This window comes from Pseudomonas syringae (genome assembly GCF_023278085.1).
Lineage (GTDB): Bacteria > Pseudomonadota > Gammaproteobacteria > Pseudomonadales > Pseudomonadaceae > Aquipseudomonas > Aquipseudomonas syringae_Q.
The window spans coordinates 4,763,854-4,783,679 of the sequence record NZ_CP066265.1 but is presented as its reverse complement, the minus strand read 5'-3'; the positions used below and the strand labels follow the sequence as shown (position 1 = coordinate 4,783,679).

General features: G+C 59.9%; 18 protein-coding genes. 9 read left to right on the top strand and 9 right to left on the bottom strand.

The genetic code is table 11. The annotated features are described in order from the left end of the window. Positions 1-23: 23 nt before the first annotated feature. The 3 genes from I9H07_RS21330 to azu all read left to right on the top strand — a co-directional run bounded on the left by I9H07_RS21330 (position 24) and on the right by azu (position 4,014). Positions 24-2,519, top strand: a complete 2,496-nt coding sequence (locus I9H07_RS21330) for a circularly permuted type 2 ATP-grasp protein (protein ID WP_058825244.1) — start codon at positions 24-26, stop codon at positions 2,517-2,519. Then, the gene (locus I9H07_RS21325; RefSeq protein WP_024672841.1) at positions 2,519-3,412 is read left to right on the top strand and encodes a transglutaminase family protein; all 894 of its coding nucleotides are present in this window, start codon (positions 2,519-2,521) and stop codon (positions 3,410-3,412) included. The genes I9H07_RS21330 and I9H07_RS21325 overlap by 1 nt, the downstream gene beginning before the upstream one ends. A gap of 155 nt (positions 3,413-3,567) precedes the next feature. Further along, positions 3,568-4,014, top strand: coding sequence for an azurin (gene azu, locus I9H07_RS21320; protein ID WP_236424012.1), 447 nt, complete (start codon positions 3,568-3,570; stop codon positions 4,012-4,014). 742 nt (positions 4,015-4,756) lie between these two features. Here azu and nadE read toward each other — a convergent pair. From nadE to I9H07_RS21305, 3 genes are all read right to left on the bottom strand, one after another. Further along, positions 4,757-5,584 (bottom strand): ammonia-dependent NAD(+) synthetase, encoded by an 828-nt coding sequence (gene nadE / locus I9H07_RS21315; RefSeq protein WP_024643833.1) that lies wholly within the window; start codon positions 5,582-5,584, stop codon positions 4,757-4,759. Positions 5,585-5,610: 26 nt separating this feature from the next. Continuing rightward, positions 5,611-6,834 carry a nicotinate phosphoribosyltransferase gene (gene pncB / locus I9H07_RS21310; RefSeq protein WP_024672223.1) on the bottom strand — a complete coding sequence of 408 codons (1,224 nt, stop codon included), beginning with the start codon at positions 6,832-6,834 and terminating at the stop codon, positions 5,611-5,613. A gap of 99 nt (positions 6,835-6,933) precedes the next feature. Next, a complete protein-coding gene (locus tag I9H07_RS21305; RefSeq protein ID WP_024672224.1) occupies positions 6,934-7,839 on the bottom strand; it encodes a LysR substrate-binding domain-containing protein in 906 nt (301 codons plus the stop codon). Between the two features lie 517 nt (positions 7,840-8,356). On the opposite strand from I9H07_RS21305, the gene I9H07_RS21300 reads away from it, so the two are divergent. The 6 genes from I9H07_RS21300 (at position 8,357) to I9H07_RS21275 (ending at position 14,958) form a co-directional block, all read left to right on the top strand. Next, entirely contained in the window at positions 8,357-9,493 is a 1,137-nt protein-coding gene (locus I9H07_RS21300; RefSeq protein ID WP_024672225.1) for a branched-chain amino acid ABC transporter substrate-binding protein, read from the top strand. A gap of 163 nt (positions 9,494-9,656) precedes the next feature. After that, positions 9,657-10,571 (top strand): ABC transporter permease subunit, encoded by a 915-nt coding sequence (locus tag I9H07_RS21295; protein ID WP_024672226.1) that lies wholly within the window; start codon positions 9,657-9,659, stop codon positions 10,569-10,571. 2 nt (positions 10,572-10,573) lie between these two features. Further along, positions 10,574-11,887 (top strand): high-affinity branched-chain amino acid ABC transporter permease LivM, encoded by a 1,314-nt coding sequence (livM, locus tag I9H07_RS21290; protein WP_024672227.1) that lies wholly within the window; start codon positions 10,574-10,576, stop codon positions 11,885-11,887. Then, a complete protein-coding gene (locus I9H07_RS21285; protein WP_024672228.1) occupies positions 11,884-12,759 on the top strand; it encodes an ABC transporter ATP-binding protein in 876 nt (291 codons plus the stop codon). Before livM ends, I9H07_RS21285 begins: the two co-directional genes overlap by 4 nt. Continuing rightward, positions 12,756-13,472 (top strand): ABC transporter ATP-binding protein, encoded by a 717-nt coding sequence (locus tag I9H07_RS21280; protein ID WP_004407872.1) that lies wholly within the window; start codon positions 12,756-12,758, stop codon positions 13,470-13,472. The genes I9H07_RS21285 and I9H07_RS21280 overlap by 4 nt, the downstream gene beginning before the upstream one ends. Before the next feature lie 721 nt (positions 13,473-14,193). Beyond that, positions 14,194-14,958: an SDR family oxidoreductase gene (locus I9H07_RS21275; protein WP_024672229.1), complete on the top strand. Its 765-nt coding sequence runs from the start codon at positions 14,194-14,196 to the stop codon at positions 14,956-14,958. On the opposite strand, the gene I9H07_RS21270 is transcribed toward I9H07_RS21275, so the two are convergent. The 6 genes from I9H07_RS21270 to I9H07_RS21245 form a co-directional block, all read right to left on the bottom strand. Further along, a complete protein-coding gene (locus I9H07_RS21270) occupies positions 14,959-16,137 on the bottom strand; it encodes an AGE family epimerase/isomerase (protein ID WP_236424014.1) in 1,179 nt (392 codons plus the stop codon). A gap of 283 nt (positions 16,138-16,420) precedes the next feature. Next, positions 16,421-16,993 carry a HupE/UreJ family protein gene (locus tag I9H07_RS21265; protein WP_024673757.1) on the bottom strand — a complete coding sequence of 191 codons (573 nt, stop codon included), beginning with the start codon at positions 16,991-16,993 and terminating at the stop codon, positions 16,421-16,423. A 25-nt stretch (positions 16,994-17,018) separates the two neighbouring features. Continuing rightward, positions 17,019-17,636, bottom strand: a complete 618-nt coding sequence (gene ureG, locus I9H07_RS21260) for an urease accessory protein UreG (RefSeq protein ID WP_007250976.1) — start codon at positions 17,634-17,636, stop codon at positions 17,019-17,021. A 21-nt stretch (positions 17,637-17,657) separates the two neighbouring features. After that, on the bottom strand, positions 17,658-18,332 hold the full coding sequence (locus tag I9H07_RS21255) for an urease accessory protein UreF (RefSeq protein ID WP_236424016.1): 675 nt from the start codon (positions 18,330-18,332) through the stop codon (positions 17,658-17,660). Next, positions 18,329-18,829, bottom strand: coding sequence for an urease accessory protein UreE (gene ureE, locus I9H07_RS21250; RefSeq protein WP_024644097.1), 501 nt, complete (start codon positions 18,827-18,829; stop codon positions 18,329-18,331). The genes I9H07_RS21255 and ureE overlap by 4 nt, the downstream gene beginning before the upstream one ends. Before the next feature lie 251 nt (positions 18,830-19,080). Then, a complete protein-coding gene (locus tag I9H07_RS21245; protein WP_024673702.1) occupies positions 19,081-19,713 on the bottom strand; it encodes a TetR family transcriptional regulator in 633 nt (210 codons plus the stop codon). Positions 19,714-19,826 lie beyond the last annotated feature (113 nt).

The window sequence follows — 19,826 nt, the reverse complement described above, 5'->3', positions numbered from 1 at the left end:
TTACGTTGCCTGCCGAGCCTTCCATGCCTGACCTGCTTGACCGCTACCCGCTTTCCGAGGGTACTTACCACGAAATGCTCGACGCCGACGGGGCGGTTCGCCCGCACTGGCGTCGTCTGTACGAACACATGCAGCGCAGCACCTCGGCGCAATTGATTCAGCGCCAGGCGCTGTTGACCCGGCAGATTCAGGAAAACGGTGTCACCTACAACGTGTACGCCGACCCCAAGGGCGCGGACCGGCCGTGGGAGCTGGACCTGCTGCCGCACATTATTGCGGCGGATGAATGGCAACACGTGGCGGCAGGGATTGCCCAGCGTGCGCGCCTGCTGAATGCCGTGCTGGCGGACCTGTATGGCCCACAGACGCTGATCGCCAACGGCCTGCTGCCTGCGGAACTGGTATTTGGCCATAACAACTTTCTGTGGCCGTGTCAGGGCATCAAGCCGCCGGAAAACACTTTTCTGCACATGTACGCCGTCGACCTGGCGCGCACGCCCGATGGCCGCTGGTGGGTCACGGCCGACCGCACGCAGGCGCCTTCGGGTGCTGGCTACGCGCTGGAGAATCGTCAGAGCGTCGCCCGTGCCTTGCCGGAGACCTTTCGCGACCTGCAGGTCAGGCACCTGTCGGGCTTTTTCGACACGCTGCAACAGACCTTGTCCCGTCAGGCGCCGACCAGCAATGAAGCACCGCTGGTGGTGCTGTTGACGCCAGGTCGTTTCAACGAGAGCTACTTCGAACATCTTTATCTGGCGCGGCAGTTGGGCTATCCGCTGGTCGAAGGCGGTGATCTGACGGTGCGTGATGCCACGGTCTACCTGAAAACCCTCAGCGGTCTGCGTCGGGTTCACGCCATCATGCGGCGTCTGGACGATGACTTCTGCGACCCTCTGGAATTGCGCACCGATTCTGCGCTGGGCGTGCCGGGGCTGCTGGAAGCGGTGCGTCAGGGCAATGTGCTGGTCGCCAATGCGTTGGGCAGCGGTGTGCTGGAGTCGCCAGGTTTGCTGGGCTTCTTGCCGAAAATCAGTCAGTACCTGTTTGGCGAGGATCTGATTCTGCCCTCGGTTGCGACCTGGTGGTGCGGCGAACCGACGGTGCTGGCGCAAGCGCTGGAGAAACTGCCTGATCTGTTGATCAAGCCGGCATTCCCCTCGCAGCATTTCGCCCCGGTCTTCGGCCGCGATCTGGATGAGAAGCAGCGCCAGGAACTTGCCCGGCGCATGCAGTCACGACCTTATGCCTACGTTGCTCAGGAACTGGCACAGCTTTCCCACGCGCCGGTGTTGCAAGCCGATGGCACCGGTTTGCAGCCGCGCGCCATTGGCATGCGTGTTTACGCCGTGGCCAGTCGCGATGGTTATCGTGTGCTGCCGGGCGGCCTGACCCGGGTCGCCGCCGAAGCCGATGCCGATGTGGTGTCGATGCAGCGCGGCGGCGCGAGCAAGGACACTTGGGTGCTGGGCGAACGCTCGCACCTCGGCGAACCCTGGAAAGGCCAGCGGGCATTGGGGGTCTACGACCTGATACGCCGCGATCCTTATCTGCCTTCGCGGGTGGTGGAGAACCTGTTCTGGTTTGGCCGTTATTGCGAGCGTTGCGAGGACAGCGCCCGACTGCTGCGCATCATGCTGACCCGTTATGTCGATGACGACGACCCGCTCGCGCTGGAGGCCGCCGTCGCGCTGGCTGAAAACCTCGGCATGTTGCCCGAGGCGGAGGAGGGCGAAGAACTGAGAGAGCGTCTGCTGACGGCCATGCTGGGTGATGAGTGGCCGTTCAGCCTGCGTGCCAACCTGCAGCGTCTGCAATGGGCTGCTTCGCAGGTGCGCGGCAAGCTCTCAAGGGAAAACTGGCAGGCGCTGGTCGAATTGCAGCGTGAAGCGTTGAGTCTGGAAACCGAAGAGCCGGACTTTGGCGAACTGGTGGATTTTCTCAATCGTCTGGTGATGTCGCTGGCGGCCCTTTCCGGGTTCGCCATGGACGACATGACCCGCGACGAAGGCTGGAACTTCCTGATGATCGGGCGGCGCATCGAGCGTCTGAAGTTTCTCAGCACCAGTCTGGCGGCATTTCTGCGGGGTTCGGCAGTTTCGGAAAAGGCGGGGCTGGAGTGGTTGCTGGAGCTGGGCAACAGCAGCATTACCTATCGTTCTCGCTACATGGCCGTGCCGCATCTGATTCCAGTGCTGGACCTGTTGCTGCTCGATGAGCAGAACCCGCATGCGGTGCTATTTCAACTCAAACTGGTGCAACGTTCGTTGCGCCGCCTGAACGACGAGTTCGATGCGCCGCGCGACAACAGCCTTGTGGTGCTGGCGCAGCGTCTTGCCGGGTTTGATCTGGGCAGCCTTGAAAACCCGCTGTTTGGCCAGAGCAGCATCGACGCGGTGCTCGACGGGCTCGCCGATCTGCTACAGAGCATCGGTGAGTGCAGCGGGCAAGCATCCGATCGCCTGGCGCTGCGCCACTTTGCTCACGTCGATGACGTCAGCCAACGCACGGTATCTGTCTGATGAGCGCTTTTTACCAGATTTTCCATGACACGCATTACAAGTACGACAGCCCGGTTTCCCTGGCTCAGCAACTGGCGCATCTATGGCCACGCAGCAGTCCGTGGCAGCGTTGCACCGAGCAGGAACTGGAAATTTTCCCGACGCCCACCACGCGTCGTGATGAGCTGGACGTATTCGGCAACCCGCTGACCCGTCTGGCGTTCGAGCGTCCGCATGACGAGTTGCAGGTCAATGCCCGACTGCGCATCGAAGTGCTGGAGCGGCCGTTTCTGGATTTCAATCTGTCGCCGGAATGGGAAGTGACGCGCAGTGCGCTGACCTACAGCGCCAAACCGATGACCGAGGATATTCTGGACGCCTGTCGCTATCGTTTCGAATCACCCTACGTGCACTTGAAGCGTTCGTTCGTCGAGTTCTCGCAGGACTGTTTCCCCGCTGGTCGACCCTTGCTGCTGGGTGTGCAGGCGTTGATGGAGAAGATTTTCAGCGAATTCACCTTCGATGAAGAGGCGACTCAGGTCGCCACGCCGCTGGTGGAAGTGCTGGAGCGGCGGCGTGGTGTCTGCCAGGACTTTGCCCACCTGATGCTGGCCTGCCTGCGCTCGCGTGGTCTGGCGGCGCGTTATGTGAGTGGTTATCTGCTGACTCAGCCGCCACCGGGCCAGCCCCGATTGATCGGCGCAGATGCGTCGCATGCCTGGGTGTCGGTGTTCTGTCCGGCCTCGGGCTGGGTCGACTTCGACCCCACCAACAACGTGCAGCCTGCGCTGGAACACATCAGCCTGGCCTGGGGGCGCGACTTCTCGGACGTCTCGCCGTTGCGGGGTGTGATTCTGGGTGGCGGTACGCATGATCCGGAGGTCCGGGTGACGGTGATGCCGGTCAGCGCTTAATTACTTGTTCCCGTGAATCGTTCTTCAAAAGGGCGCTCTGTCGCAAGCGCTCAAGGGGACCATTTGACGCACGTCCTTGGAACCCCGGCCCTGATCGGGCACTCTCTTCTTACGTCAGTTTTTACGTTAATCACCTTCCTGCCCTGGAGATTCAAATGATTCGCAAGCTTGTAGCGATTTCGCTGTTGTCGTTGGCCAGTGGTCAGTTGTTGGCTGCCGAGTGCAGCGCCACCGTCGATTCGACCGATCAGATGATGTACGACACCAAAGCCATCCAGATCGACAAGAGCTGCAAGACCTTCACCGTCAACCTGACCCACTCCGGCAGCTTGCCGAAGAATGTCATGGGGCATAACTGGGTACTGGGCAAAGAAGCCGACGCTCAGGCGATCACCACTGACGGCATGTCGGTTGGCATCGACAAGGATTACGTGAAACCGGACGACACCCGCGTCCTTGCCCACACCAAAGTCATCGGTGCTGGCGAAAAGGATTCGGTGACGTTTGACGTGTCGAAGCTTGATCCGGCGGAAAAATACCAGTTTTTCTGCACCTTCCCGGGCCACATCAGCATGATGAAAGGCGCTGTGACCCTCAAGTAACGATAAGCCTTCAGACGCGGACGCAGAGCGTCCAGAACGGCATGCCGACGCGGAGCGTCGCACGATAGTTGAGATGATCGTTCCTCATGCTCCAGCGTAGGAATGCCGTTCGTGACGCTCTGCGTCACAGATCTGTGCCGCACTGCACATTCAGGATCGGACGCGGAGCGTCGCACGGTAGTTGAGGTTATCGTTCCTCACGCTCCAGCGTGGGAATGCCGTTCGTGACGCTCTGCGTCACAGATCTGTGCCGCACTGCACATTCAGGACCGGACGTGGAGCGTCGCACGGTAGTTGAGATTATCGTTCCTCACGCTCCAGTGTGGGAATGCCGTTCGTGACGCTCTGCGTCACAGATCTGTGCCGCACTGCACATTCAGGATCGGACGCGGAGCGTCCAGAACTGCATGCCGACGCGGAGCGTCGCACGATAGTTGAGATGATCGTTCCTCACGCTCCAGCGCAGGAATGCCGTTCGTGACGCTCTGCGTCACAGACCTGCGCCGCACTGCACATTCAGGATCGGACGCACAGCGTCAGAACTGCATGTCGACGCAGAGCGTCGCACGATAGTTGAGATTATCGTTCCTCACGCTCCAGCGTGGGAATGCCTTGGGTGACGCTCTGCGTCACAGATCTGTGCCGCGGCGCACATTCAGAAGCGGACGCAGAGCGTCCAGAAAGGCGTACCCACGCGGAGCATGGGCACGATAGTGTTGCAGCTCTCTCGTTCCGCACCCACTCACGGCGCGTAAGGCAGTTCGCGCTTGTGCTGGGTCTTGGCGTAGGTTTCGCAAATGATCCGGAACGCTTCTTCACGCACCGGCTCGCCGTGCAGGAAGGCGTCGATTTCGGCGTAGGTCACGCCGTGCGAGGCTTCGTCCGGTTTGCCGGGTGACAGGTCTTCCAGGTCTGCCGTCGGGACTTTTTCCACCAGCGATTCCGGCGCGCAGAAGTGGCGGGCGATGGCGCGTACCTGGTTTTTCACCAGGCCACTGAGCGGGGCCAGGTCGCAGGCGCCGTCGCCGAATTTGGTGAAGAAACCCATCACCGCTTCGGCTGCGTGGTCGGTACCGATCACCAGGCCCTGATAAGCCCCGGCGACGGTGTACTGCGCCACCATACGCATACGCGCCTTGGTGTTGCCCAGCACGAAGTCCACCGAGCTGGCCGGTAACCCGTCGAAGGCCTTCACTTCAGCTGCCAGTGCCTTGACGCTGGAGCCGATATTGATGGTGTGGCGCTCGTCTGGCTCGATGAAATCCACCGACGCCTGAGCCTCATGCTCGTCCGCTTGCACCACATAGGGCAGGCGCACGGCGATGAAGCGATAGCTGTTATCACCGGTGCTCGCGCGCAGCTCCTTGACTGCGCGCTGCGCCAGCAGGCCTGCGGTCAGCGAGTCGACACCGCCGCTGATGCCCAGCACCAGCGTCTTGAGCCGTGCGTTCTGCAGGCATTCCTTGATGAAATTGACGCGGCGGGCGACTTCGGCCTGTAACGCGTTCTGGTCCGCGAAAGGTGGCTGGACCTTGAGCTGTTCAGCAATCTGGCGCTGTACGGCGTGCATGATTCACTCCTCGTAAGTAGGGCAATTCAAACGGGTTTTTCAGGCGTCGGCAAGGCGGGCACCTTGAACACATGGCGCAGGTAGGCGACAAAGTTCGGGTCCTTGCATTGTGTCTTGCCTGGCTCATCGGAAATCTTCGCCACGGCCTGACCTGCACAGGCGGTCATTTTCAGCACCATGTTCATGGGCGCGATGCCGGGAATGTCTGCGGTCAGATTAGTACCGATACCGAAACTGACATTGATGCGCCCGCGCAGCGCGCGAAAAATCTCCAGCGACTTTTGCAGGTTCAGGCCATCGGAAAACACCAGCGTCTTGCTCATCGGGTCGATACCGAGTTTGCGGTAATGCGCGATGCATTTTTCGGCCCACTTTATCGGGTCGCCCGAATCATGGCGCAAGCCGTCAAACAGCTTGGCGAAGTACAGATCGAAGTCGTTCAGAAAGGCATCGGTAGTGATGCAGTCAGTCAGGGCGATACCCAGCAGGCCGCGGTACTCGCGAACCCAGCAATCCAGCGCGGCGATCTGGCTGTCGATCAGGCGCGGCCCGAGTTGCTGGTGCGCCATGATCCATTCGTGGGCCATCGTGCCCAGCGGCTTCAGATCAAGCTGGCGCGCCAGATGCACATTGCTGGTGCCGACGAACTGCCCCGGAAAATCCTTTTTCAGCACGCCGAGGATTTCTTCCTGTACGCGGTAGGAAAAGCGTCTGCGGGTGCCGAAATCCGCCACTTTCAGCTCGGCCAGCTCGTCTGCTGTGGCGTGGGTGGTCAGCCATTCGAACTTGTCGTACAGGCGCTCCCGCGCCTGGCTGAGCAGGGTGTCCGGGTAACGGTGGCGGTTGCGCACCTCGCTGACGATGGCCAGCAGAGGTACTTCGAAAAGAATCACATGCAGCCACGGCCCGTGCAGGCGAATGCACAGTTCGTCATGCTCGATCGAGGTTTTCACGTAGCGGGTATTGAAGCGGAACAGGCCGAGGAACCGCAAAAAGTCCGGCTTGATGAACGTGATGCGCTCCAGAAAAACCAGGTGTTCAGGCGTCATGGACAGCTCGCACAACAACTCGATCTGGTGGCGGATTTCATCCAGGTAGGGACGAAGGTCTTCCCCGTTGCGGCAGCGAAACTCCCACTCGACGTCCACGTTGGGGTAATTGTGCAGGACGGCCTGCATCATGGTCAGCTTGTAGAAATCAGTATCGAGCAGGCTTTGCACGATGCGATTGGAAAAGGCGCTCTCGCTCATTGAATCGGGCTCTCCAGAGCAGCCGGATAATGTCGGGCTCGTGACTTCCTGTCTGTCACCAAGGAAAGCTCACAGCCGAATGGGTATGCATTGTCGCCCTTAAGCTGGCGGTTGATCCAACTGTTCCAGCATCCAGTGTAGAAAAACCCGGATTTTAGGCACGTCGGCGGTATGTTCCGGATAGGACAGGTAGTAGGCGCTGTTAGTGCTGGGCAATGCGTAATCCCACGCAATCACCAGTTTGCCCTCGGCCAGTTCTTCCTCGACCAGAAAGCGTGGCAGCAGCGCAACGCCGCAGCCAACCTGAGCAGCGCGGATGCACATGTAGAACGTTTCAAAGCGCGGGCCGTGGTAGCTGTGGTCGGTCTGATAGCCCTGGCTTTCGAACCATTCATGCCAGGCCTGCGGGCGGAAGGCATTCTGCAACAGCACCAGTTCGCTCAGTTGGGTCGGGTCGCTGAAGGGCGTATCAGGCAGGCTGTCCGGGGAACACACCGGCACCAGTTCCTCGCCAAACAGCTTCACACTTTCCGCGCCGGGAATGGCCGCCTGGCCGAAGTAGAACGACACGTCGCAACGGCCCTTGATCAGGTCATCGGGCTCCTGCTCGTTGAGCAGGTCCAGATGAATGTGCGGGTGACGCAGACGCCAGCCCTTGAGGCGCGGCACCAGCCAGCGCGCACCGAAGGTTGAAGGCGTCGATACCCGCAGCACTTCGGTATCGCCACCGTAGGAGCGCAGGAAGTGGGTCGACATCTCGATCTGCGTGAGGATCTTGCGCACTTCTGCCAGATACAGCGCGCCGGCCGGCGTCAGTTGCAAGCGTCGACGTACGCGCTGAAACAACAGGTGCTGGACCAGCTCTTCAAGCTGCGCCACCTGTTTGCTGACTGCACTCTGCGTCAGATTCAGTTCTTCGGCGGCACGCGTGAAGCTCAAATGCCGGGTGACCGCCTCAAAACATTGCAGGGCGGCGATTGAAGGCAGATGGCGTTTGTTCAGCATGGCAGGGCTTCTCTGTTTTGCGACACGAGCGTGCTGACTTCAGCAACATGAATGGCCCGGATGATATCTCGCCTGCACGGCGTTTGTCGGTCGCATACAGGGCAGTGGCCCGCAGGTTTGTCTCTACGATGGGGCGTACTTCTCGAAACCGGGCGCTGGTTTCGGCAATTCCCGACAATTCCGCTAGCCTTAAATGGTGCGTCTCGTAGCGTTCGCGCACCGCGCGTGTGCACTTCGGTGACGTGTGTTGTTACAGGTGGGTTGCCCATCATCCGATACGCCGGTTGCTACTCGGGTTACTGCCGGTTGCTCTTTTTTGAAAGGGGGTTGCACCTTCTGCGTCTCAGGCAATCGCACGGCCTTTGTGCGCGGTATTCAGGTCATTGAATGGCCTGAAAAACACGACATTTTCCATTACCAAAAAGTGATGGCACGCGCCTTGCTCTGAGCAAACCTGTATTTGTTCGATCATGTAAGCGCAGTGCCAACTAAAAAAATATCCTCAGGAGCACCACTCATGTCGCATACGTTTTACAGGAAAGGTTTTCTGGCAATCGCAGTGGCAACTGCATTGGGCGTGTCTTCGTTTGCACAGGCGGACGTGAAAATCGGTGTAGCAGGTCCAATGACCGGCGCCAACGCATCGTTTGGTCAGCAGTACATGAAAGGTGCGCAGGCAGCGGCCGACGCAATCAACGCGGCAGGTGGTGTGAACGGGGAGAAAATCGTGCTGGTCGCGGGCGATGATGCCTGTGAGCCGAAGCAGGCCGTGGCAGTCGCCAACCGCCTTGTCGATCAGGACAAGGTGATTGGCGTGGTCGGGCACTTCTGCTCGTCGTCGACCATCCCGGCGTCGGAGATTTACGGGGATGCAGGCGTGATTGCCATCACGCCCGGCTCGACCAATCCGACAGTGACCGAACGGGGTTTGAAAGAGATGTTCCGCATGTGCGGCCGTGACGATCAGCAGGGTATCGTTGCCGGTGACTACATCGTCGATGTGCTCAAGGGCAAGAAAGTCGCGGTTATCAACGACAAGGACACTTACGGCAAGGGCCTGGCGGATGCAACGGCCAAGCAACTGGTCGCGCGTGGCGTCAAGCCAGTACTTGAGGAAGGCCTGACCCGTGGCGAGAAAGACTTCAGCGCCCTGGTGACGAAGATCCGTTCGGTAGGCGCTGATGTCGTGTACTTCGGCGGTCTGCACCCGGAAGCCGGTCCGCTGGTTCGCCAGATGCGCGAGCAGGGCCTCAAGGACGTCAAGTTCATGTCCGATGACGGTGTCGTGACGGACGAACTGGTGACCACGGCAGGTGGCCCGCAATACGTGGACGGCGTGTACATGACGTTCGGCGCGGACCCGCGTGCACTGCCGGACAGCAAGGCCGTCGTGGATCAGTTCCGCAAAGCCGGTTATGAGCCTGAAGGCTACACCCTGTACGCATATGCGTCGGTACAGGCCCTGGCTGCCGGTTTCAACGGTGCCAAGTCCAACAAGGGTGACGCAGCCGCCACGTGGCTCAAGGCCAACCCGGTCAAGACCGTCATGGGTGAAAAAGCCTGGGATGCCAAAGGTGACCTGAAAGTCTCCGACTACGTGGTTTACCAGTGGGACGCCGCCGGCAAATACAAGCAACTCGAAAAACAGAAGTGAGATAGACCTCGTGTCAGCCCTGCCTGTCAGGTGCTGAACCGGTGATGGGCTCGCCCATGAGCGAGCCTGCATCTCTTTTGTTGTTTTCGGACCTGCCGGTCGTACCTCATCAGGGCATGACCGGCAGGGTGCTGAGCTGCCTTTCAGTGTGTGAGCGTGCGTGATGGACGGAATCTTCCTGCAACAAATGGTCAACGGACTCACTCTCGGGTCTGTCTATGGCCTCATCGCCATCGGCTACACGATGGTTTACGGCATCATCGGCATGATCAACTTCGCCCATGGCGACGTGTACATGATTTCTGCCTACCTGGCCGCCATCGGCCTCGCGGTTCTGTCTTTCTTCGGTGTGGAGTCCTTTCCATTCCTGATTCTCGGTACGCTGATCTTCACCATCATCGTCACCGGCGTTTACGGGTTCGTCATCGAGCGTGTGGCTTACAAGCCGCTGCGCAACTCGACCCGGCTGGCTCCCCTGATCAGTGCCATCGGTATTTCCCTGATCCTGCAGAATTACGCGCAGATCAGTCAGGGTGCCCGGCAGCAGGGCGTGCCCACGCTGCTTGAAGGTGCGTGGCGCTTCGAGGTCGGCAGCGGCTTCGTGCAGATCACCTACACCAAGATCTTCATCCTCATCGCCGCGTTCGTCGGCATGGGCGTGCTGACCTACATCATCAAGTACACCAAGCTGGGCCGCATGTGCCGGGCCACGCAGCAAGACCGCAAAATGGCGTCGATTCTCGGTATCAACACCGATCGGGTCATTTCCTACGTGTTCATCATCGGCGCAGCCATGGCCGCACTGGCCGGAGTGCTGATCACCATGAACTACGGCACCTTCGATTTCTACGCCGGGTTCATCATCGGTATCAAGGCGTTCACGGCGGCGGTGCTGGGCGGGATCGGTTCGCTGCCGGGCGCCATGCTGGGCGGTTTGATTCTGGGGGTTGCCGAGTCGCAGTTCTCCGGTCTGATCAACTCCGATTACAAAGACGTGTTCAGTTTCGGCCTGCTGGTGCTGATCCTGATTTTCCGTCCCCAAGGCCTGCTGGGTCGCCCACTCGTGGCGAAGGTATAAGTATGTCCGCTCCTGCCGCTATTCCTGTCTCCAAACCTGTTGAAATCAAGAAAAGCCTGATCGACGCTGTGATTGCCGGGTTGCTGGCCCTGATCGTGTTCGGCCCCATCGTCGGCATCGTGCTCGACGGCTACAGCTTCAACCTGCAGCCGACCCGCGTCGCCTGGCTGGTCGCCATCGTCATGGCCGGGCGCTTTCTGATCAGTCTGTTTCTGCAAACCCCCCGAGGCCTGCGCGTTTCCCAGAGCTTTGAAAGCTCCGACTCGGGCGTACATGTGCTCAAACCGGATCACCGGTCGAGCCTGTACTGGATCATTCCGTTGCTGATCGTGATTGCCATCGTGTTCCCGATCTTCGCCAACAAGTACATCCTGACCGTGGTCATTCTCGGTCTGATTTACGTGTTGCTGGGGCTGGGGCTGAACATCGTGGTCGGTCTGGCGGGGCTGCTCGATCTGGGGTACGTGGCGTTCTACGCCATCGGCGCCTACGGTCTGGCGCTGGGTTATCAGTACCTTGGGCTCGGCTTCTGGTCGGCGTTGCCGTTGGCGGCGATTGCCGCGGCGCTTGCCGGCTGCATTCTCGGCTTCCCGGTGTTACGCATGCATGGCGATTACCTGGCCATCGTGACCCTGGGGTTCGGCGAGATCATCCGTCTTATCCTGAATAACTGGCTGTCGTTCACCGGCGGCCCGAATGGTGTGCCGGTGCCGTCGCCGACCTTTTTCGGCCTGGAATTCGGACGCCGTGCCAAGGATGGAGGGGTTCCGATCCACGAATATTTCGGCTTCGATTACAACCCGGACCTGAAATTCATCTTCATCTATACCGTGCTGTTCCTTGTAGTGCTGGCGGTGCTGTTCATCAAGCATCGCCTGACCCGCATGCCGATCGGGCGTGCCTGGGAAGCCCTGCGTGAGGACGAGATTGCCTGCCGCTCGATGGGCCTCAATCACGTGCTGGTCAAGCTCTCGGCGTTCACCATCGGTGCTTCGACGGCGGGCCTTGCGGGCGTGTTTTTCGCCAGCTATCAGGGCTTCGTCAACCCGACGTCGTTCACCTTCTTCGAGTCGGCGCTGATTCTGGCGATTGTGGTGCTGGGCGGTATGGGGTCGACCATTGGCGTGGTGATTGCGGCCTTCGTGCTGACCGTCGCGCCTGAACTGCTGCGCAGTTTCTCCGAGTACCGCGTGTTGCTGTTCGGGATTCTGATGGTGCTGATGATGATCTGGCGGCCACGCGGTCTGATCCGCATCAGCCGCACCGGCGTGAAACCGCGCAAGGGCGCACTGGTGACAGAGGGAGCTGCACGATGAGCAATGAAGTGATTCTCTCCGTCGAGCACCTGATGATGCACTTTGGTGGCATCAAGGCCCTCAGCGATGTCAGCCTCAAGGTCCGGCGCAACTCGATCTTCGCCCTGATTGGCCCCAACGGCGCGGGCAAGACCACGGTCTTCAATTGCCTGACCGGTTTCTACAAGGCCACTGGCGGGCGCATCGAACTGCATACCCGCGGCAAGACCACCAACGTGATCAGGCTGCTGGGCGAGCCTTTCAAGGCCACCGATTTTGTGTCGCCGAAAAGCTTCCTCAGCCGTGTGTACTACAAGATGTTTGGTGGTACGCACCTGGTCAACCGTGCAGGGCTGGCGCGCACGTTCCAGAACATCCGTCTGTTCAAGGAAATGTCGGTGGTCGAGAACCTGCTGGTTGCCCAGCATATGTGGGTGAATCGCAGCCTGGTCAGCGGGATTCTCAACACCAAAGGCTATCGCAAGGCCGAAGAGGACGCGCTCAATACCGCGTTCTACTGGCTGGAAGTGGTCGACCTGGTGGATTGCGCCAATCGTCTGGCTGGCGAGCTGTCCTACGGGCAGCAACGTCGTCTGGAGATCGCCCGCGCCATGTGTACGCGCCCGCAGGTGATCTGCCTCGACGAACCGGCTGCCGGCCTTAACCCGCAGGAAACCGAAGCGTTGAGCGGCATGATCCGCCTGCTGCGCGACGAACATGACATGACCATCGTGCTGATCGAGCATGACATGGGCATGGTGATGGGCATTTCCGACGATATTGTGGTGCTTGACCACGGCAACGTGATTGCCATGGGCGGGCCGGAACAGATCCGTAACGATCCGAAGGTGATCGCTGCGTATCTGGGCGCTGATGAAGAGGAGCTGGTATGAGCAAGCCGATCCTCGAACTGAAAGAGATCGATGTGTTTTACGGGCCGATTCAGGCCCTCAAGAAGGTCTCGCTGCACATCAACGAGGGCGAAACGGTCAGCCTGATCGGCTCCAACGGTGCGGGTAAGTCCACGTTGCTGATGTCGATCTTCGGTCAGCCGCGTGCCGCCAGCGGGCAGATCATTTATCAGGGCACCGACATCACCCAGAAGTCGTCGCACTACATCGCTTCCAACGGCATTGCGCAGTCGCCGGAAGGGCGGCGGGTGTTCCCCGACATGTCGGTCGAGGAAAACCTGATGATGGGCACCATTCCGATTGGCGACAAGCATTCGGCGGAAGACATGCAGCGCATGTTCGAATTGTTTCCGCGCCTCAAGGAACGCCGTAATCAGCGCGCCATGACCATGTCGGGTGGCGAACAGCAAATGCTCGCCATTGCCCGGGCGTTGATGAGTCGTCCCAAGCTGCTGCTGCTCGATGAGCCGAGCCTTGGTCTGGCACCGATCATCGTCAAACAGATCTTCTCGACCCTGCGCGAGCTGGCGGCCACCGGCATGACCATTTTTCTGGTCGAGCAGAACGCCAACCATGCGCTCAAGCTGTCCGACCGTGCCTACGTGATGGTCAACGGCGAGATCCGTCTGTCCGGCACCGGCCAGGAATTGCTGGTCAATGAAGAGGTGAGAAACGCCTATCTGGGCGGTCACTGAACCAGTCAAAAACTTCGCTGTTTCCTGCGCACGCCCCGGATGTTCAAACGTCCGGGGCGTCGTTGTTTGCAATTGTGGAAAACAATTTTGGCGAGCCTCCAGACTGCGACATAAAACCGCTGCAAATGGTTGTTTTGTCACAGTTTCGACTTGTTCAGGTTTACTGTGGAACTGGCTGTTAATAACTTGGGAGTATTTGCCTGCAGCCCTTTATGCATAAGGGCTGTAGCTAGCTGGTTAAAATTTGAACAAAGGTTTTCAGCCAACTTTTGGGGGTGTTTGTCAACAGTCCTGGAGCTGGTCGTTCATACAGCTTTCTACACTGCCAGCCCTGTGGATAAGTCTGTGAACAAGCATTGGAAAGAGTGAGCCAGACGTTACTGCATCTGGGCTACAGGCCATCACGGTTTTTCCAAGCTTATGGAGCCGCTCAGGGGATTGATCAAAGTCAAGCAAAAAACTTTGCTTTTTTTGCTGGAGGCCCCGTATGGCGTGGCTTTCAGCGTGTGCGAGTTGCCCCCAGAGATTGTGTGTCTGACTGTGGATAAGGTGGGCAAAACTACCTGCGAGGCCCGAACTATATGGCTTTGTTCGAGTTGGTTGTTTTTTGTACAGATTAAACCGGGATGTTGCATCGCAGTCCCGCTGACGGGCATTCTGCGGCCCTGCCATTCACTTATTAACAGGCTGCGCTTTTTTCGCGCCCTCTCAGGAGACTCAAATGACTTCCACTGTATTCATCACGGGCGCTACTTCGGGTTTCGGCGAGGCCTGCGCACGTCGCTTTGCCGAGGCGGGCTGGGCGCTGGTGCTGACCGGTCGCCGCAAGGACCGTCTGGATGCCCTGAGCGCCGAACTGTCGAAGCAGACCAAAGTACACACGCTGGTGCTGGATGTGCGTGACCGCAAGGCGATGGAGAGTGCCATCGCCGATTTGCCTGCAGAGTTCGCCAGCATTCGCGGCCTGATCAACAACGCCGGTCTGGCGCTGGGTATTGATCCTGCACCGAAGTGCGATCTGGATGACTGGGACACCATGATCGACACCAACGTCAAAGGCCTGGTCTACACCACTCGCCTGTTGCTGCCACGCCTGATCGCGCATGGTCGCGGTGCAAGCATCGTCAACCTGGGTTCAGTGGCCGGTAACTATCCGTATCCGGGCGGCAACGTGTATGGCGGCACCAAGGCCTTCGTCGGTCAGTTTTCGCTGAACCTGCGCAACGACCTGATCGGCACCGGTGTGCGGGTGACCAACCTGGAGCCGGGGCTGTGCGAGAGCGAATTTTCGCTGGTCCGTTTCGGCGGCGATCAGGCCAAGTACGACGCCACCTATGCAGGCGCCGAGCCGATTCAGCCGCAGGACATCGCCGACACGATCTTCTGGATCATGAACACGCCCGCGCACGTCAATATCAACAGTCTGGAACTGATGCCCGTCAGCCAGACCTGGGCCGGCTTTGCGATTGATCGCAATCGTGGCTGATCAGCCTTCTGTGGGCGTTGGTGGCGGGAATGCAGTGATGAAGCGATTCGCGATGCAGTCGGCCAGCCCGATGTAACAGGTCGCCAGATGGTAAGGCGTGGTCGACGGCATATCGCTGCGGCTGACGCTGCCATCTGGTTCGACACACTCGTTCCAGCCCTTGGCATGCAGAAAGCGCCGTTCGAACGCCAGCAACTGGTCGGCCAGTGCGGCCTCGCATTCGGGCCTCAGCGCCATTGCCCGCAAATACTCGGCCTGAGCCCAGATGCGCTGGGTAGCGTCGCGTACCGTGCCCTCCAGCGTCAGCGTGGCCGTTACTGCGCCGGTCTGTGGGTCGACGCCTTGTGCTTGTGCGTAGGCAAACGCACGGCTCATGGATTGGTGCAGCTCGCGACCGTGCAGGTCGGGCGAGGTTTGCAGCAGGAAAAACCATTCGAACTGATGACCTGGCTCGTACCAGTTATCCACAGCGCCCAGCGGTTTCTCCAGCATTACGCCAGTCGCCGGGTCGACGAAGCGGCGCTGCATGTGGATAACCAGCGCATCCATCGCCGACTGAGTGGCCGGGTCAGCGCGCACCGCAAGCGTCGCCAGAAAGGCTTCCGCCAGATGCATCAGCGGGTTCTGCAACGGGCCTGTGCCCAGCGTTGACCAGTCTTCATCGAGTTGCGCTTCATACAGCCCGTCAGCGTCAGCAAAGCGTTCAGCGACGACCTCAAGCGCTGCATTGAGGACTGATTCGGCGAGCGGGTCCCGCACCTTCGCCCAGTAATGCGCGCAGGCAAAGATGATGAATGCGTGGGTGTAGAGGTCCTTGCGGCGATCCAGCGGCTTGCCCTGCGGATCAATGCTGTAGAACCAGCCGCCATGCTCGGCGTCATGAAAATGTTGTTGTAACGAACGGAACAACGCACCGGCCCGCGTTCGCGCATCCGGCACTTCAGGACGGTCGATCAGGCTGGAAAACAGGAACAGTTGCCGCGCACAGGCCATCGCCCGATAGCGCTGCGCAGGCAGCGGCTGATCGTTGGCATCCAGTGCTTCGTAAGGCAATGCCAACTGTGCATTCCAGCCCGGCCCCTGCCAGAGCGGCACGACGACCTGCAGGAAATGCGCCTGCAAAGCGGCGAAAACCAGAGTCAGTTCGGGGGCGGAGGCAGAGCTGGAAACATGAGGCATCGGCGGGCATCGCGGCAGTGTCGAGTGCGCAGCATGTTATCAGGATTGCTGCGCTGTAGGCTCGGCAGCGGACGCAAAGCGTCCAGAATTGCATGCCCGCGCGGAGCGGGGGCACTATAGACATTCTTTCGGACGCCTATCGTTCCCCACTCCAGCGTGGGAACGCCTTGGGTGACGCTCTGCGTCACAAATCTGCGCCGCTCCGCACACTCAGGATAGGACGCGGAGTGTCCGGAACTGCATGCCCACGCGGAGCGGGGGCACGAGAGTCACCGATAGGCAATCAGCCCGCCAGCAACCACACACCCGCCGCTGCCGAGGCTGCGCCTGCAAGGCGAACCAGTGGCGCAGCCGCTTGTGGCAGTACGCGCACGAACGCGTAACCCGCCGCATGCAACGCAGCAGTCGCCGCCACGAAACCTGCCGCGTAAGCCCATGGGCTGGACATATCAGGCAACTCGAGGCCATGCGCCACGCCATGAAACAGCGCGAACAACGCAGTCGCTGCGACCGCCAGTGCCAGCGGTGGACGAACCGCCAGTGCCACTGCCAGGCCCAGCGCCAGCACCGAGGCAGCAATACCGCTTTCCAGCGCAGGCAGGTTCAGGCCTTCGAAACCCAGAACCCCGCCGATCAGCATGGTGCCGACAAAGGTGCAAGGCAACGCCCAGCGCGCCGCGCCTTGTTGCTGCGCGGCCCACAGACCGACCGCAAGCATCGCCAGTAAATGATCCAGACCGCCAAGCGGGTGGCTGATACCGGCGATCAGGCCGTTATCGCCATGACCGGGGTGAGCCAGGGCCAGCGTCGGCACCAACAGCAGGGCGAGGGCGCCCAAGGCTTTTTTGTAGTTCATCAACGGGTTCCTTAGGGTGGTGAATTCAGGCGGCCGCAGTCAGCAGGCCTTGGCGCTCGATGAAAGCAATGATCTGTTCCAGACCCTGGCCGGTTTTCTGATTACTGAAAACGAAAGGCTTTTCGCCGCGCATCTTGCGCGTGTCACTGTCCATCATCTCCAACGAAGCGCCCACCAGCGGTGCAAGGTCGATTTTATTGATCACCAGCAGGTCGGACTTGCAAATACCTGGCCCGCCTTTACGTGGCAGCTTGTCGCCCGCCGACACGTCGATCACGTAGATTGTCAGGTCGGACAGCTCGGGGCTGAAGGTGGCCGACAGATTGTCGCCACCGGATTCGACGATGATCATGTCCAGACCTTCGAAACGCCGGTTCAACTGATCGACCGCTTCCAGATTGATCGACGCGTCTTCGCGGATCGCCGTATGCGGGCAACCGCCAGTTTCGACGCCGATGATGCGCTCAGGGGCCAGCGCTTCATTGCGCACCAGAAAGTCGGCGTCTTCGCGGGTGTAGATATCGTTGGTCACGACTGCCAGGTTGTAGCGATCGCGCAAGGCCAGGCACAGCGCCAGGGTCAGGGCGGTCTTGCCGGAGCCGACCGGGCCACCGATGCCGACGCGCAGGGGTTGGCTGTTCATTGAATTCTCCTTGGAGGCTGATCAGGACCGGAATAACCGGCTGTATTGACGTTCGTGCGCCATGCTCGCCAACGCCAGGCCGAAGGCCGCGCTGCCAGCATGTTGTGTGTTCTGGTTCGTGGCATTGACCTGTGCCTGTTGCAGCAATGGCAACAGCTCGCTGGTCAGGCGTTGCGCGGCCTGCTGGCCCAGCGGCAAGGTTTTCATCAGTACTGCCAGCTGGTTTTCCAGCCAGCTCCAGAGCCACGCGGCCAGCGCGTCCTGCGGACTGATTTGCCAGGTGCGCGCCGCCAGTGCCCAGCCTAATGCCAGATGCGGCTCTTCGGTCTGCTCCAGAAAGTGGCGAGCATCGCGGTCCAGCTCAGGCAGCCCGTTGAGCAACTGCTTCAGGGAGTAGCCCATCTGCCGGCTTTCAAGATGCAGCTCGCGGGTCTCACGGCTGGCGCGATGCTGTTCGCTGACTTGCAGCAATTGGCCCCAGTCGCCAACCGCCGCTGCTGCGCAATGCGCCAACAGCAAGGGCGCTTCGAAACGGGCAAGATTGAGCAATAACTGATCACCAATCCAGCGCCCGGCGGTTTGCGGGTCGACGACAATGGATTGCTCGACCGCCATTTCCAGCCCTTGCGAATAGCTGTAGCCGCCAATCGGCAACTGCGGGCTGGCCAGACGCAAAAGCGCCCAGGCGCTGTTCACGTGCGCACGCCGAACTGGTGCATGCGTGGCGGGTAATTGAAGTCCTCTTCCCCGGCACGCGAATGATGATGGCCGCCACCATAGGCGCCATGTTCCGGCTGAAACGGTGCTTCGATGGTTTCAGTGGTTGCGCCCAGTTGATCGAGCATCGCCTTGAGCACGTAGTCGTCGAGCAGGCGCAGCCAGCCATCACCCACTTGCAGGGCAACGTGTCTGTTGCCCAGATGATAAGCCGCGCGGGTCAGCTCGAAAGCGCTGCTGCAGGTGACGTGCATCAGCTTTTCGGGGCGCGCACAGACGCGCACGATGCGGCCGTCTTCAGCCTGCAGAAACTCGCCATCACGCAACGGTGACTGGCCGCGTTGCAGGAACAGCCCCACGTCTTCGTTTTCCGCACTGAAGCAGCGCAGACGACTTTTGCTGCGCGCCTCGAAATTCAAATGCAGCTCGGCGGCCCATTCGGCCTGGGGTTCGATTCGAGTGTGAATCACCAGCATCAGATAGTTTCCAGGCAGTTGCGATGCTTCAAAGCAGAGCAAGGTGCTTGCCAACAGAGCAGGGTGTAGGAAATGGCTGACGGAAGTGGCTTATATCAGTTCATAACGATGCTGTGAGTGTTTGTTTTTGGTGCGTAAAGTCTGATCTGCACCAAGCCGGGGCGTGGCGATTGTTCGATGAAGGAGCGAGCCGGGCGACGCCTCGCTTGCTCGCGATGCCACTGTTTCAAACACCCTGTCTCTGGGGGCTTTCAATCGTGGCTGCCAAGCCCGCGCCAGTGGCGTGCGCCGATGAAGATGAAGCGCAGTTGCTGGGTGATCTTGGCCTGAGGCGTCAAGTGCGGAGCCAGCGAGGCGGGGGGTGGGTCGATCAGTTCCGGGAGCATGGCGAACACGCTTTTGACTACCAGGTCGGCGATGATCGACAGCGCTTCGGCATTCAGGTGGCGCCATTTCGGCATTTTCGCCAGGTCGGCGGTCAGGTCGGCACTGATGCCTTCGCGCAGGGCGCCCAGTGCCTGCCGTACCTTGAGCGAGCCGCCGTACTGTTCGCGAGCCAGAAACAGAAACTGTGAACGGTTGGCCGCAACGCGCTCCAGAAAGATTTTCACCGAAGCGCGAATAAGCCCGCCCACGGCAAATTCGTTTTGCCGCACCAGCCGAATGGTTTCACGGAAGGTCTGGCCGACTTCGCTGACCAGTGCCAGGCCCAGTTGATCCATATCTTCAAAGTGGCGATAGAAACCTGTCGGTACAATGCCTGCGGTACGGGCCACTTCCCGCAAACTCAGGCTGCCGAATCCACGTCCGCTCTCCATTAATTGGTGGGCAGCCTCCATAAGGGCTCGGCGGGTCTGTTGTTTCTGTTCGGCGCGCGGCAGCATGGCTCAAACGATTCTTGGAATAGACTGGAGCGCACTTTAGCAAAAGCGCTTTGCCTGCGTCGAAGAGGTTTTAGCGCAGCCTGTTCAAATGAGGGGCTGGTCACCATGCTGGC

Bases quoted from the DNA above. Each gene is read 5' to 3' on its own strand.
- livM (WP_024672227.1), top strand. From the start codon at position 10,574: ATGTCCGCTCCTGCCGCTATTCCTGTCTCCAAACCTGTTGAAATCAAG.
- ureE (WP_024644097.1), bottom strand. From the start codon at position 18,829: ATGCTGGTGATTCACACTCGAATCGAACCCCAGGCCGAATGGGCCGCC.
- I9H07_RS21325 (WP_024672841.1), top strand. From the start codon at position 2,519: ATGAGCGCTTTTTACCAGATTTTCCATGACACGCATTACAAGTACGAC.
- I9H07_RS21245 (WP_024673702.1), bottom strand. From the start codon at position 19,713: ATGCTGCCGCGCGCCGAACAGAAACAACAGACCCGCCGAGCCCTTATG.
- ureG (WP_007250976.1), bottom strand. From the start codon at position 17,636: ATGAACAGCCAACCCCTGCGCGTCGGCATCGGTGGCCCGGTCGGCTCC.
- pncB (WP_024672223.1), bottom strand. From the start codon at position 6,834: ATGAGCGAGAGCGCCTTTTCCAATCGCATCGTGCAAAGCCTGCTCGAT.
- I9H07_RS21285 (WP_024672228.1), top strand. From the start codon at position 11,884: ATGAGCAATGAAGTGATTCTCTCCGTCGAGCACCTGATGATGCACTTT.
- I9H07_RS21275 (WP_024672229.1), top strand. From the start codon at position 14,194: ATGACTTCCACTGTATTCATCACGGGCGCTACTTCGGGTTTCGGCGAG.
- I9H07_RS21300 (WP_024672225.1), top strand. From the start codon at position 8,357: ATGTCGCATACGTTTTACAGGAAAGGTTTTCTGGCAATCGCAGTGGCA.
- nadE (WP_024643833.1), bottom strand. From the start codon at position 5,584: ATGCACGCCGTACAGCGCCAGATTGCTGAACAGCTCAAGGTCCAGCCA.
- I9H07_RS21305 (WP_024672224.1), bottom strand. From the start codon at position 7,839: ATGCTGAACAAACGCCATCTGCCTTCAATCGCCGCCCTGCAATGTTTT.
- I9H07_RS21330 (WP_058825244.1), top strand. From the start codon at position 24: ATGCCTGACCTGCTTGACCGCTACCCGCTTTCCGAGGGTACTTACCAC.
- I9H07_RS21270 (WP_236424014.1), bottom strand. From the start codon at position 16,137: ATGCCTCATGTTTCCAGCTCTGCCTCCGCCCCCGAACTGACTCTGGTT.
- azu (WP_236424012.1), top strand. From the start codon at position 3,568: ATGATTCGCAAGCTTGTAGCGATTTCGCTGTTGTCGTTGGCCAGTGGT.
- I9H07_RS21280 (WP_004407872.1), top strand. From the start codon at position 12,756: ATGAGCAAGCCGATCCTCGAACTGAAAGAGATCGATGTGTTTTACGGG.
- I9H07_RS21265 (WP_024673757.1), bottom strand. From the start codon at position 16,993: ATGAACTACAAAAAAGCCTTGGGCGCCCTCGCCCTGCTGTTGGTGCCG.
- I9H07_RS21295 (WP_024672226.1), top strand. From the start codon at position 9,657: ATGGACGGAATCTTCCTGCAACAAATGGTCAACGGACTCACTCTCGGG.